This is a genomic window from Petroclostridium sp. X23 (genome assembly GCF_030013905.1).
Lineage (GTDB): Bacteria > Bacillota > Clostridia > SK-Y3 > SK-Y3 > X23.
On sequence record NZ_CP124862.1, the window covers coordinates 4,374,163 to 4,387,199 of the forward strand.

13 protein-coding genes are annotated in these 13,037 nt (G+C 37.3%); 11 read left to right on the forward strand and 2 right to left on the reverse strand.

The genetic code is table 11. The annotated features are described in order from the left end of the window. Positions 1-66: 66 nt before the first annotated feature. The 11 genes from QKW49_RS20515 (at position 67) to QKW49_RS20565 (ending at position 8,552) form a co-directional block, all read left to right on the forward strand. The gene (locus QKW49_RS20515) at positions 67-852 is read left to right on the forward strand and encodes a site-2 protease family protein (protein WP_349239050.1); all 786 of its coding nucleotides are present in this window, start codon (positions 67-69) and stop codon (positions 850-852) included. A 71-nt stretch (positions 853-923) separates the two neighbouring features. Further along, positions 924-2,765: a TIGR03960 family B12-binding radical SAM protein gene (locus tag QKW49_RS20520; RefSeq protein ID WP_282864500.1), complete on the forward strand. Its 1,842-nt coding sequence runs from the start codon at positions 924-926 to the stop codon at positions 2,763-2,765. 1 nt (position 2,766) lies between these two features. Then, positions 2,767-3,432, forward strand: coding sequence for a TIGR03936 family radical SAM-associated protein (locus QKW49_RS20525; RefSeq protein WP_282868201.1), 666 nt, complete (start codon positions 2,767-2,769; stop codon positions 3,430-3,432). Positions 3,433-3,469: 37 nt separating this feature from the next. Next, positions 3,470-4,975, forward strand: coding sequence for an Rne/Rng family ribonuclease (locus QKW49_RS20530; RefSeq protein ID WP_282864501.1), 1,506 nt, complete (start codon positions 3,470-3,472; stop codon positions 4,973-4,975). Positions 4,976-5,059: 84 nt separating this feature from the next. Then, on the forward strand, positions 5,060-5,371 hold the full coding sequence (gene rplU, locus QKW49_RS20535) for a 50S ribosomal protein L21 (protein WP_282864502.1): 312 nt from the start codon (positions 5,060-5,062) through the stop codon (positions 5,369-5,371). Between the two features lie 11 nt (positions 5,372-5,382). Next, entirely contained in the window at positions 5,383-5,727 is a 345-nt protein-coding gene (locus QKW49_RS20540) for a ribosomal-processing cysteine protease Prp (protein ID WP_282864504.1), read from the forward strand. Positions 5,728-5,729: 2 nt separating this feature from the next. Then, positions 5,730-6,026 carry a 50S ribosomal protein L27 gene (gene rpmA, locus QKW49_RS20545; RefSeq protein ID WP_282864505.1) on the forward strand — a complete coding sequence of 99 codons (297 nt, stop codon included), beginning with the start codon at positions 5,730-5,732 and terminating at the stop codon, positions 6,024-6,026. Between the two features lie 182 nt (positions 6,027-6,208). After that, positions 6,209-7,486, forward strand: a complete 1,278-nt coding sequence (gene obgE / locus QKW49_RS20550; RefSeq protein WP_282864506.1) for a GTPase ObgE — start codon at positions 6,209-6,211, stop codon at positions 7,484-7,486. A 97-nt stretch (positions 7,487-7,583) separates the two neighbouring features. Next, positions 7,584-7,769 carry a hypothetical protein gene (locus tag QKW49_RS20555; RefSeq protein WP_282864507.1) on the forward strand — a complete coding sequence of 62 codons (186 nt, stop codon included), beginning with the start codon at positions 7,584-7,586 and terminating at the stop codon, positions 7,767-7,769. A 101-nt stretch (positions 7,770-7,870) separates the two neighbouring features. Continuing rightward, positions 7,871-8,161: a ribosome assembly RNA-binding protein YhbY gene (gene yhbY, locus QKW49_RS20560; RefSeq protein WP_282864508.1), complete on the forward strand. Its 291-nt coding sequence runs from the start codon at positions 7,871-7,873 to the stop codon at positions 8,159-8,161. A 172-nt stretch (positions 8,162-8,333) separates the two neighbouring features. After that, a complete protein-coding gene (locus QKW49_RS20565) occupies positions 8,334-8,552 on the forward strand; it encodes a zinc-ribbon domain-containing protein (RefSeq protein WP_282864509.1) in 219 nt (72 codons plus the stop codon). A 320-nt stretch (positions 8,553-8,872) separates the two neighbouring features. Here QKW49_RS20565 and pepF read toward each other — a convergent pair whose 3' ends face one another. Then, positions 8,873-10,705 (reverse strand): oligoendopeptidase F, encoded by a 1,833-nt coding sequence (gene pepF, locus QKW49_RS20570; protein ID WP_282864510.1) that lies wholly within the window; start codon positions 10,703-10,705, stop codon positions 8,873-8,875. Between the two features lie 371 nt (positions 10,706-11,076). Further along, the gene (locus QKW49_RS20575; protein ID WP_282864511.1) at positions 11,077-12,936 is read right to left on the reverse strand and encodes an IS1634 family transposase; all 1,860 of its coding nucleotides are present in this window, start codon (positions 12,934-12,936) and stop codon (positions 11,077-11,079) included. Between the last annotated feature and the right edge of the window lie 101 nt (positions 12,937-13,037).

The following is a 13,037-nucleotide window of genomic DNA, read 5'->3' on the forward strand; positions in this document are numbered from 1 at the left end:
TATATTCAACCGTTGGTAGGTGTAGTTCTAGTTGCTGGATTTATTACACAGCATTTGAGAGAAGTAATGGTTTTATACGCTGTGGTTATGATACATGAGATGTGTCATTTGGCGGCGGCATATTATTTGAAAGTTGAAATTGATGGGATAAAAGTGATGCCGTTTGGTGTTACATTGAAAATAAAAAATAACTACATAAGCAAACCCGAGCATGAAATAATGATTGCATGTGCAGGCCCTTTGTCCAACGTACTTATGATACTCATAGCTTATATTATAAAAGTATATTATTTGTGGAATACAGATGATATAACTTTTTTTATTTTTGCAAATTTTGTGATAGGGACAGCAAATATTGTTCCGGCCTTGCCATTAGATGGGGGAAGAATATTGAAAGCGGTACTGACATTACATTGGGGATTTATAAAAGCTTTTAATTTTATAATAAAATTAACTAAAGTTATATGTGTACTTTCTTTGATTGTGGGCATTTATGTATTGTATGCTACAGGTCTTAACGCGTCCATATTAATGATTTCATTGTTTTTAATTTTTAATATCGTCAATGAAAAGAATAATAACAATTTAGCTGTTATGAAAGAAATCATTTACTGTAAGGAGAAATTATTACAAGCGGGAATTTCTAATGCCAAAAACCTTGTAGTGATTTCAGATATTCCTGCACAAAAATTATTAAAAAATTTCAGCTACAATTACTTTTATTTGATTACCGTCATAGATAGCAAAATGAACATTATAGGTACTTTAACAGAAGCGCAGGTAATAGATGGGTTAGTAGAACTTGGTGCACAAGTCAGTATAGAAGAGATATTAATAAAAAATCGTACATAAGCATCTATTGCTAAAATAGTGCAATTTGGTTAATATAATAGAAGAGTTATTTTAAGGAGGATTTTACTTAAATGCCACAAAAGATAAGTGATAGAATACTGATGGAGGTACAAAAGCCAACAAGATATGTCGGAAACGAATGGAATAGCGTACATAAATATCCCGGACAGGTAGATGTGAGATTTGCTTTTTGCTTTCCGGATTTATATGAAGTAGGCATGTCTCATCTGGGGATGAAGATATTATACCATATGTTAAATGACAGAAATGATGTGTATTGTGAGAGAGTTTTTGCGCCTTGGGTGGATATGGAGCAAAAAATGAGGGAAAATAATATTCCTTTATTTGCTTTGGAAAGTGGAGATGCCATCCATCAATTTGATTTTATAGGATTTACTTTACAATATGAAATGAGTTATACAAACATTGTAAATATGCTTGACTTGGCAGATGTGCCGCTTCGTTCTTCAGACAGGGGAGAAGCACATCCTATCATATGCGCAGGAGGCCCATGTGCTTATAACCCTGAACCTCTTGCCGATATTATAGATTTCTTTATGATGGGTGAAGGGGAAGAAGTATTAAATGAAGTGATGGACCTATATATACAATGTAAAAAGTCCGGAAGCGGCAGAATGGACTTTTTGGAGAAAATCAGTGGAATAGAAGGTGTATATGTCCCGCAATTTTACAAAGTGGAATATAACGAGGATGGAACCGTTGCAAGTTTCATGAAAAAAAGTGAACAATATCCGGAAAAAATTCGAAAGAGGATTATTAAAGATTTGGATAATGCCTATTTCCCGGAAAAGATTATCGTACCTTTTATGGAGATTGTTCATGATCGTATTATGCTGGAGATATTCAGAGGGTGTACCAGAGGATGTCGTTTCTGCCAGGCAGGCATTATTTATCGTCCTGTAAGGGAGCGTACTTCTGAAAAACTGGTACAGATCGCCGATGCGCTTCAAAAGAGTACCGGTTATGAAGAAATCTCTCTTTCTTCATTGAGTACCAGTGACTATAGAGCGTTAGAAGAGTTAACGACGGAATTGCTTAAATTGACAGAACACAATAAGACGAATTTGGCACTTCCTTCTCTGCGTGTGGATTCGTTTTCATTGGACTTGATGCAAAAAGTACAAAAGATAAGAAAAAGCGGTTTGACTTTTGCGCCGGAAGCAGGAACCCAAAGAATGAGGGATGTGATTAACAAAGGCGTTACCGAGCAAGACTTGATCAGATCGGTAACCCTGGCATTTGAGGGCGGATGGAATAATGTGAAGCTTTATTTTATGATAGGATTACCTACAGAGACGATGGAAGATGTGGAAGGAATTGGAGCACTTGCATATAAAGTATTGGATGCTTATTTCTCCGTGCCCAAAGAAAAACGCAACAAAGGCGTGAATGTTACAGTAAGTACTTCATCCTTTGTTCCAAAGGCGTTTACTCCTTTTCAGTGGGAAGCACAGGACACCATGGACATGTTAAGAGAAAAGCAGGAGCATTTGAAGGGTAGAATCAAGAGCCGGCAGATAACATATAATTGGCACGAACCTCAATTGAGCTTTTTAGAAGGCGTATTTGCCAGAGGCGATAGAAAATTATCAGAGGTATTAATACAGGCGCAGAAAAAAGGATGCAAGTTTGATGGCTGGAACGAGCACTTTGATTTTGAAAAATGGATGGAGACATTTAGAGAGTGCGGTATAGACCCGTATTTCTATACATCAAGAAAGCGGGCCTATGATGAGATACTTCCGTGGGACCATATTGATGTAGGAGTCACGAAGAATTTCTTAATAAAAGAGTCGGAAAGGGCGTTAAAGGGTGAGGTTACACCCCACTGCCGTGAGAATTGTACAGGATGTGGTGCAACTATTTTCGGAGGGGGTGTATGCGTTGAGTAAAATGAGATTGAAATATAACCGGGAAGAACAGGTCAAATACATCTCGCATTTGGATTTTATGAGAACTTTCCAACGTGCAATCCGGAGAGCTGAGATCCCTATTGCGTATTCTCAGGGCTTTAATCCACATCCTATGATGTCCTTCGGTCTTCCATTGTCGGTTGGAGTCACAAGTGATGCGGAATATATGGATATCGAGCTGGAAAAAGATATGGACCCGAAACAACTGAAAGAAAAGCTGAATCAGGCACTCCCCGAAGGGATCACAATTTTAAAGGCGGTGGAGTTGGAAAAGCAATCAAGCAAGGTTGCGGGTATGATCGCACTGGCAGATTACAGAGTAATCGTTGATTTGAAAAGAGAGCTGGGCATTCATCTTGAAGAAAAAATTAATGATGTATTAAAAATGGATGAAATGATGATAGAAAAAGAAGGAAAAAAGGGAATTAAAATGGTGAATATCCGTAGTGATATCTTCCAGCTCACGATTGAAGAAGAAAGGCAAGATCAAGTTGTACTTAGCATGAGATTAAGTGCGGGCAGTTCGTCCAATTTGAAACCCGAACTTGTATTGGAAGCATTGAAAAAATATATTGAAGGGTTTGAAGTTGACTATGCCACAGTACACCGTATACGAATAATGGATGAAAATGGGGCGGAGATATAGATGATGGGACAGGAGGGTTTAGTAGGAGGAATATGATGTGTCAAATGAGATTGTTGTAGATGTAAGGGAAAACCAAATACGTGTGGCTGTCATGGAAGAGCGGGAATTAGTTGAATTATACATTGAAAGCCCGGAACATCAAGGAATGGTAGGAAATATCTACAGGGGGAAAGTGATGAGTGTCCTGCCAGGTATGCAGGCCGCTTTTGTAGATATCGGATATGAAAAAAACGCGTTTCTTTATGTAAAAGATATTATTACCGGTAATGAGTCTGCGGATCAATTTGAAACCAGCGTACATGAAGGTGGATGCGGTGAAGAACCTTGTATATCGGATGTGATCCGGAACGGTGAGGAAATCACCGTTCAGATTCTTAAAGAGCCAATAGGCACCAAAGGCCCTCGGGTTACTACCAACATTACTTTGCCCGGCCGCTATCTTGTATTGCTTCCTAACGCAGACTATATAGGCGTATCTAAGAAAATAGACAGTGAAGAAGAAAGACAACGGCTGAAAAATATAGCGGCAAATATAAAACGGAAGAATATGGGTCTTATTATTCGCACTGAAGGAGAAGGAAAAGAATTATCTGATTTCAAACAGGATTTAAATTTTCTTATAAAATTGTGGAGTAAGATTAAAAATAAAGAAAAAACCGGCCGGGTACCCAGAATGATTCATAAGGACTTTAATCTGCTTTTTCGTACGGTGCGAGACTTATTCACGTGGAATACCGATAAATTTATTATTAATGACAAAGGCCAGTATTCAAATGTAGTAGAATTAGTTGATATGCTGTCACCTTCGTTGACCGGGAGGGTCGAATACTTTAGTAAAAAGTATGATATTTTTGAATATTACCAGGTGGAAGGAAAAATAAGCAAGGCACTGGAAAGAAAGGTATGGTTGAAGTGCGGAGGACATATTGTAATAGACCAAACAGAAGCTTTAACTGCTATCGATGTGAATACGGGAAAATATGTAGGAGAGATTGATTTGGAAGATACCGTGTTGAAGACAAACTTGGACGCAGCCAAAGAAATTGCGAAGCAGTTGAGGTTAAGAGATATAGGCGGAATTATTATAATCGATTTTATTGATATGCATGGCAAGGACCATCGGGATAAAGTAATAGAGACCCTTAAACACTATCTGAAGAAGGATAAAACTAAAACAACGGTAGTTGGAATTACACATTTGGGACTGGTAGAGATGACAAGAAAAAAGGTAAGAGAACGTCTTTCTACGCTATTAAAAATAGATTGTCCCTATTGCGCCGGAAGAGGCAAAATATTATCGCCGGAGGTAGTAGCACGTTTGACTGAAAATGAAATATACAAAGTGTGCACACAATCGATGGCCCCAATGATAGAGATACAAATTCATCCTTCGGTAGTACCGTTTTTGTTAGGAGAAGATGAACGAAATATAAAAAGGCTTGAAGATATGTTTAATAAAAAAATTACTATACAAAGTTGTAAAGAAATGAAATGCGATGATATCATTGTAAAAGACGTTGACAATACTAATGCTATATGCTAAAATATAGCGGTAGCCGCACGGGTGGGGTTTTAAACGGTTTCCGTACCTGCATTCGGCGAGACTGGTTTGAGGAGGTGCACGTTCATGTACGCGATTATTGAAACAGGTGGAAAACAGTATAAGGTTCAAGAAGGAGATGTTCTCTTTATTGAAAAACTTGTTGCTGAAGAAGGAAGTCAAGTAAAATTTGATAAAGTTTTGGCGGTATCTAAAGAAAATGATATCAGCTTCGGAACTCCTTTGGTAGCGAATGCAAGTGTAGATGCAAAGGTTTTAGCCCATGGTAAAGATAAGAAAATTATCATTTTCAAGTATAAGCCTAAAAAAGGTTATAGAAAGAAACAAGGGCATAGACAACCATATACAAGAGTACAAATTGAAAAAATCAATGCTTAATAGTGTGAACAATGATTCATGTAGATGTTTTTAAAGATAAGAAAAATAATATCGTAAAGTATATTATATACGGACATTCCGGATATGCAAAAGTCGGTAGCGATATCGTATGTGCGGCTGTTTCAAGTGTATCCCAATCCGCTGTGTTAGGTTTAACACGCGTATTAAATATCCAAGTAGGACTTGAAGTACGGGAGAGTATGAAAGAACCTTATTTGGAATGTGTTTTGCCGCAAGAGCTAAGTGCGGATTTAAGGGAAAAAGCAAATATTATTCTTGAAACGATGTTATTGACTTTGAGAGAATTTGAAGAACAATATAGGAAGTACATTCGCATTCTTGAACAGGAGGTGTAATGATGTTTAAGATAAATATTCAGTTATTTGCACATAAAAAAGGTGTAGGTAGTACAAAAAACGGCCGTGATAGTGAATCCAAAAGACTTGGCGTAAAAAGAGCTGACGGTCAGTCGGTTTTAGCTGGAAATATTCTGGTAAGACAGAGAGGTACTAAGATACATCCTGGAAATAATGTAGGTAAAGGCAGCGATGATACACTGTTTGCCCTTGTAAACGGTAAAGTGAAATTTGAGAGAAAAGGCAAAGACAAGAAACAGGTAAGTGTATATCCTGTAGAAGAAGCTGTAGCACAGTAATAACTTTAATAAAAAATCTCAGATTACCATCTGGGATTTTTTTTTAGCTCGGATTTTGGAATTATGAGTTAATAATAATTTTTTAATTCTTAGCTCCAAGCTCCGAGCTATTTAAATAATAAATGAGATAATTGATTATAATAAAACTGTTAAGACAACACAAGTAAACTGAGGTGAAGCATATGTTTGTAGATCATGCAAGAATATACATAAAAGCCGGTAATGGCGGAAATGGTTCGGTATCCTTTCACCGGGAGAAATATGTTCCGGCGGGCGGGCCTGATGGTGGAGACGGAGGTAAGGGCGGAGATATCATATTTGTTGTAGACGGCGGAATGAGTACTTTGATGGATTTTAGATATAAGAAAAAATACCATGCGCAAAATGGAGAAGATGGAAAGGCTGAAAAATCTTTCGGTAAAAAAGGAGAGGACTTGATTATAAAGGTACCTCCGGGAACGGTGGTTAAAGATGCTGTGACAGAGCTTGTTATTGCGGATTTGGTAAAACCCGGCCAGCAGTTTGTTGCTGCAAAAGGAGGCAAGGGTGGATGGGGGAACGTGCATTTTACCACACCCATAAGACAAGCGCCGAAGTTTGCAAAAAGCGGAGAACCTGGTGAAGAGCGAGAGGTTACTCTAGAACTAAAAGTGCTGGCAGATGTAGGTCTGATTGGATTTCCCAATGTAGGAAAGTCGACGGTTTTATCAGTAGTGTCCGGGGCACGTCCTAAAATTGCAAATTATCATTTTACGACGCTTAATCCTAATCTAGGTGTCGTTGATCTGGGAGAAGGTAATAGCTTTGTTCTTGCGGATATACCCGGGCTGATCGAAGGCGCTCATGAAGGTACAGGGCTGGGCCACGAGTTCCTTAGGCATATTGAACGGACAAGACTTCTTGTACATGTGGTAGACGTATCAGGGATAGAAGGACGAGACCCGCTGTTGGATTTTGATACTATTAATAGGGAACTAAGAAAATACAATTCAGAACTGGCAACTAAGCAGCAAATTATAGCTGCCAACAAGATGGATTTACCGGGAGCTGAGGAGTTGTTCGAACGCTTCAAGAAAAGTATTGAAGCAAGAGGGTATAAGGTATTTGGCATCTCGGCTGCTACCAATAAAGGCGTCAGAGAGCTTATGCTGTATGTTTCCAGCAAATTGAAGGAGCTTCCCCCTCCGATTGTTTTTGATGCGGAGCAGGATGAGGTAAAAGTTTATAAAGCTGAAGAAGAAAAGCCATTTACAGTGCGAGTGGAGGATGGTGCATACATTGTAGAAGGGAAATGGGTACAAAAGGTAGCGGGCTCCACCAATTTTGATGATATAGAGTCTCTTCAGTATTTTCAAAGGGCGCTCAAGAAAAAAGGCGTTATTCAAGAACTGGAGGATATGGGAATTCAAGAAGGAGATACTGTAAAAATCTATGAGATAGAATTTGATTATGTCCCGTAAAAAATTTTTTAAATATATAGACAAAGAGCTGTCCTATGTAGTAAAATATGACTATATTAATTATTGATATTGAACTGGAGGGGCAGTAGTTTAGACTATGACATGCTTAAATTGTGGCAATTGTAAATCCGGGGATTCCGCTTATTTCTGTTTGATGAAGAATGATTTTGTGGTCAATGAAAAGAATGCCGCTGTAGTAGAGAAGAGTAGGAGTGGATGGAAAAAGGGCGATCCGAATTATGAGCTGCATAGAAGAAAGACAAGAAAAGAAGTTGAAGTATGATGAGCAGGTACGAGATAGACTTTTAGTCTATCTCTTTTATATTTTTATTGAAAGTATTAATTTATATTTTACATATAATAAACATGAAAGAAGGTGATAAAATGCTGACAAGTAAGCAACGAGCGTATTTAAGAAGCCTTGCGAACAATATTCCTGCCATTTTCCAGATTGGAAAAAGCGGAATTAATGATAATCTTATCGATCAGATTAATGATGTACTGGAAGCAAGAGAATTAATTAAAGTCCATGTTCTAAATAATGCTTTAATTGATGTAAAGGAAGCGTGTGAAGAGTTGAGTCGTTTAACTGACTCTCATCCAGTACAGGTAATCGGCAGTAAATTTGTATTATACAAAGAATCAAAAGAGAAGAAAACGATTGAATTACCATGAAAATTTTTTAAAATATATTGTATTTTTTACAAAAACAGTATATAATAACCTTGTGGGTTACCACATGACGAACGAAGTATATATGACCTCTCTTCTTGAATCTTGAGGATGTCCATCATATACTACCTTACTCTCGTGGAAGTCCTAAAATATTCAGAAGGAGGTTGACATCATGGCTGATAAAAATCTTACATGCAAAGACTGTGGCGCAACTTTTGTTTTTACCGAAGGTGAGCAGCAGTTTTACGCAGAAAAAGGCTTTACCAATGAACCTGTACGCTGTAAAGAATGCAGAAGTTCAAAGAAAGCTCAGAGAAATGATGGCGCAAGAAGACCAAGCGGAGGCTTCAGCAACAATAGAGGAAGAAGCAGCTCGTTTTCCAGATTCTAATTAAAGTGCTGACAAGAAGCTATTGCAATGCAAAGTTGTGATGGCTTTTTTTGTTTATATATTTTTGTCAGTAGTAAATGCAATGTCTATATATGTAGGGGCAGATTCCATATCTGCCCGTGAATACTGAGATAACTCATTCGGGCGGATAGGGAATCCGCCCCTACAAAAACTCGTTCATTATTATTATAGATAAAAAACTATAAGGTTAGAAATAATCTTACCGGAATGCCACATGGGGACGGTTCCTCGGTAGCATGAAAAGCATATGCCACAGATGAACCGTCCCCAAGTAGCATTCCTACTTCTGTGCTCTAATTTTAGAGTACTTTATCTATAGGATTTATGATTAATTTTTCCATCTCATTCAGCATTTCCTCAAATACCTTCAACGCGTCCACGATAGGCTGTGATGTAGATAGGTCTACGCCTGCTTTTTTCAAGATTTCGATAGGATAATCCGAATCACCGCTGCTTAAAAACTGCAGGTACCGATCAACGGCCGGCTGTCCTTCTTCTAAAATCTGTCTGGATAGAGAAGTAGCGGCAGAGAATCCGGTAGCATATTTATACACATAGAAACTATTGTAGAAATGTGGGATTCTGGACCATTCCATGTCTATATCAGTATCAATAACGATGTTATCACCGAAATATTTTATATTCAACTGCCGGTACACCTCGCAAAGGAGCTGTGGTGTCAGTGCTTCTCCGCTTTCGGATTTTTGATGAATGATTTTCTCGAACTCTGCAAACATGACCTGTCTAAATACAGTTCCTCTGAATTCATCCAAGTAGTGATTTATCAAATATGCTTTTTCATCAGCATTATCTGTATTGCTTAATAGATACTGCATCAGCAAAGATTCATTTACAGTTGAAGCAACCTCGGCAACAAATATTTTGTATTGGGAGTAGATATATGGTTGATATTTATTTGTATAGTATGAGTGCAGCGCGTGTCCCATTTCATGGGCGAGGGTAAAGACATCATTTAGGGTTCCCTGGTAATTAAGGAGCACATAAGGATGTGTTGTGTAAGCGCCCCATGAGTAAGCTCCGCCGGTCTTACCCTCATTTTCATATACATCAATCCAACGGTGGTCATAACCCATTTTCAGCGCATTGATATAGTCTTCTCCCAAAGGTTGAAGTGCTTTGAGGGTAATATCCAGCGCATCTTTATAAAAAACATGTTTATTCATTTCTTTTACAAGCGGAGTGTATAAATCATACATATGAAGCTGGTCTACTTGCAGTACGTTTTTTCGTAGTGCGACATATCTATGCAGCAAATGTAAATGGTCATGTATGGTATCTATTAAATTATCATATACAGATACCGATACATTATCCGAATCTAGTGATGCCTCTAAGGCAGAAGGATATTTTCTAACGGTAGAATAAAAGATATTCTTTTTTACATTGCCATTTAATGATGCGGCCAATGTATTTTTTTGTTTAATATATGAGCTGTATAGAGCGTGAAATGCATCTTCTCGTACACGTCTATCACTGCTCTCCATATAATGGATAAAATTCCCTTTGGTTAGTTCTACTTCCTCGCCCTTGTCATTTTTTATCATCGGAAACTTAATATCCGCATTATTTAGCATTGTAAATATATCTTTTGCGGTTCCGGAGATTTCTCCCGAAGCGGCAAGAAGTTCCTCTTCATTTTGCGATAAAACATGTTTCTTTTGACGCGTAATCTCATTAATATAATGACGATATACTTTTAAGTTTGGTTCATTGTCTAAAAACAGCTCGAGCTGTTTTTCAGGAATAGAGATCATTTCCGGTATGATGAAAGATAATGCACCGGATACTTGGACAGAAAGACTTTTTGCTCTATCGGTAAGCGCCTGGTATACCGGATTAGTATTATCCTCATCTCTGCGCATTCGTGCATAGACAAATATTTTTTCGGTAAGGCTTGATAATTGATCACTGAGCTTTAAAGCTTCAAGCAGCTTTAAAGCTGAATCGCCTAATTTATCTTTATATTGTGCTATTTCAGGAATGAGCGCTTTAATCTTGGAAAAATCATTTTCCCATTCGGCATTGTTTGCGTATATATCTTCCAATTTCCATGTATACTGGGCATCAATTTCTTGTCTTTTAGGCAATTTATTTGTTATGTGTTGGGTCATCTACGTAAGCCTCCTTAGATGTAAAATTGTTTTATTATAGTATTATATCATAATTGTACGTACAATATGAAATAAGAGTATGGAAAAAATACTTACAAGGAATACTAGTCGATCGTCGAATTGTGTGCAAAAATTAGTTGTAAAAATTTTATTGATTTAGCAAAAAAATTTATTTTAAAGAAGAAGACACTGCTTTGGCATCTCTTTGTTTTGTATAAAATATATACAATATTTCATTATGGGATTGTATTTTGATGCTTTTTTAAGTAAAATCTCGTTTTCGACAGTTACGCAAAAATTTAGAGAAGGAACCTCGCTTAAATTGCCACTTTCCTTCTCTTTTCTTATTTTAAAGATGTTGTATGGAATAGTTAATTGAAAATTTTTTTTATTTTTTTGTTTAGTTCCTTTGGTAGATAGAATTTCTTGTCTAATCCTAAGTTAAATATTCCGTTTAATGCCGTACATACCTGACTTCCTGTGTATGTTGCTGTATAAAAAGCGTCCTGTGTATTCATAACATTCATGTTTCGTAGCGTGTCAAGAATATTATCTGTAGTGAAATGTGTTCCATACTGATCCAGTTTGTTTTCAAGCAGCCGATAAATCAGTAAAGCAGTATAGCAGACCATGAAGTGTGCGATAATCCGGTTGCGATTTCTGTGATAAACTGGTCTGGCATTGAAATTGGTTTTCAGTACCCGAAAACAATCCTCAATTTTATAGCGCTTTGAATTTACCGCAAGTATTGATTTAGCATCATCTTCTAGATTTGTGGCGACTGCATAGTAGCCATCGTATTTTTCTTCTCTATCAATGATGGAATGGTCAATTTCATAGTAGTCAGAAGCTTTTTCACCGTCTTGACCTTTAGATGTCCTCTTGATAAAACGTGTGACATCATGAGGTCCTTTTTTTACATCCTCTACATTTTTATTGTTGAGGATGTTTTTAGCCCGTTCAATCTGGGCATTTCTTATATGTCTTTGGTATTCCATCATTTTTCTTGAAAATGTGATGATGATTTTCTGTTTCAGAAGTGCCTTTGATTTTACCATTCTGGACTTACCATTCTTATATATTTTTTCCTCGTACAGACCAACATCTATGGCATTGTCTGCATCTATGATTTTATAAACAGTATCGTTATAAAGAGGCAGGTTTTCTTTGTTAAATCTGTCGAATTCCTTCATGCGGCTGATGGTAATAGGAGAATCATCAGAAATGCGCCGATAATCATAATCATTAAAAACAGCTTTCTGCAGTTTGTCGGAAAGTTTTTTCACAGACTGGGTTACTATAAATGCCCTTCCTCCCATGGAATTGAATTTTCGTATATTAAATGAGCCAAGCCCTGCATCTGCACAATAAATGAATTGCTTATTGTTAAACATTTTTGTGATTTTCTGTTCCAATGGAACAGCACATTTCTGCTCATTGTCAGAGCCTGAGTTGATGCACATAGATATAGGAATCCCGTTTCCGTCCACGAATAATCCCATCTGAACAATTGGATTGGGTCGATGTTCTTTGGAAGGACCATATCTGCGAAGACCTTTCAAAATCTCGCCGGTGGCTTCATCTACATATTCATCGTCTTCATCTTCTGACTCAAAGTAATAATTGGTGCAGTCAAAATAGCATACAGACGTGTTTTTCTTGATGATACTTTCACTGTTGGTGTACAAATGCTCTAGATAGTTGTCGTAGTGTTCTTCCAGTAAATCCATGAAACGCAATATATGCTGGTACTCGAAAGAGGGCATTTCGTAATAGGAATCAAGCCTGTCAAAGGTCCCTAACTTTGATTTAGGATCCAGAATCCTTGCAAATGTAAGGAAACGATTGATGGTATTGCAATCAAAAGTGATCTTGGAATTGCTTTTTATATCCTTAAAGAAATCCGACAGTTTGAGGTCATGATATATATTTTGCAGAACAAAATATCCAACATTTAGGAGAGCGGATCTAGAAGAGATATCTTTGGTGGCTGAGAGTTTCTCAGTATAATCAACCTTGAAACTCATGTCTATTTTCCCTTCCTGGTACTCTTTGTTGAATTCTTCCACCTGCTTTTTTGCATATGCAAGAGGATCAGGGGTGATGACCAGCAACTCAGAATGCTTTCCGATTCGTTTTACATTTTTTGTTGTGGTTTTTTTCCCATTTCTGATTCCCATCTGGATAAAGTAAGTTGGATCTTTGGATTTTCTATCATAGTTTAGCTTCATATTACACCTCCACTTCTATTATATCATAAAATACAACACCATACAACATATTTAATGCAAAATTTGACAACAAAAAAATCAGGATAGCCTTATATTTAGAG

Bases quoted from the DNA above. Each gene is read 5' to 3' on its own strand.
- QKW49_RS20520 (WP_282864500.1), top strand. From the start codon at position 924: ATGCCACAAAAGATAAGTGATAGAATACTGATGGAGGTACAAAAGCCA.
- rpmA (WP_282864505.1), top strand. From the start codon at position 5,730: ATGTTTAAGATAAATATTCAGTTATTTGCACATAAAAAAGGTGTAGGT.
- QKW49_RS20555 (WP_282864507.1), top strand. From the start codon at position 7,584: ATGACATGCTTAAATTGTGGCAATTGTAAATCCGGGGATTCCGCTTAT.
- QKW49_RS20515 (WP_349239050.1), top strand. From the start codon at position 67: ATGGTTTTATACGCTGTGGTTATGATACATGAGATGTGTCATTTGGCG.
- QKW49_RS20540 (WP_282864504.1), top strand. From the start codon at position 5,383: ATGATTCATGTAGATGTTTTTAAAGATAAGAAAAATAATATCGTAAAG.
- yhbY (WP_282864508.1), top strand. From the start codon at position 7,871: ATGCTGACAAGTAAGCAACGAGCGTATTTAAGAAGCCTTGCGAACAAT.
- QKW49_RS20575 (WP_282864511.1), bottom strand. From the start codon at position 12,936: ATGAAGCTAAACTATGATAGAAAATCCAAAGATCCAACTTACTTTATC.
- rplU (WP_282864502.1), top strand. From the start codon at position 5,060: ATGTACGCGATTATTGAAACAGGTGGAAAACAGTATAAGGTTCAAGAA.
- obgE (WP_282864506.1), top strand. From the start codon at position 6,209: ATGTTTGTAGATCATGCAAGAATATACATAAAAGCCGGTAATGGCGGA.
- QKW49_RS20525 (WP_282868201.1), top strand. From the start codon at position 2,767: ATGAGATTGAAATATAACCGGGAAGAACAGGTCAAATACATCTCGCAT.
- pepF (WP_282864510.1), bottom strand. From the start codon at position 10,705: ATGACCCAACACATAACAAATAAATTGCCTAAAAGACAAGAAATTGAT.
- QKW49_RS20565 (WP_282864509.1), top strand. From the start codon at position 8,334: ATGGCTGATAAAAATCTTACATGCAAAGACTGTGGCGCAACTTTTGTT.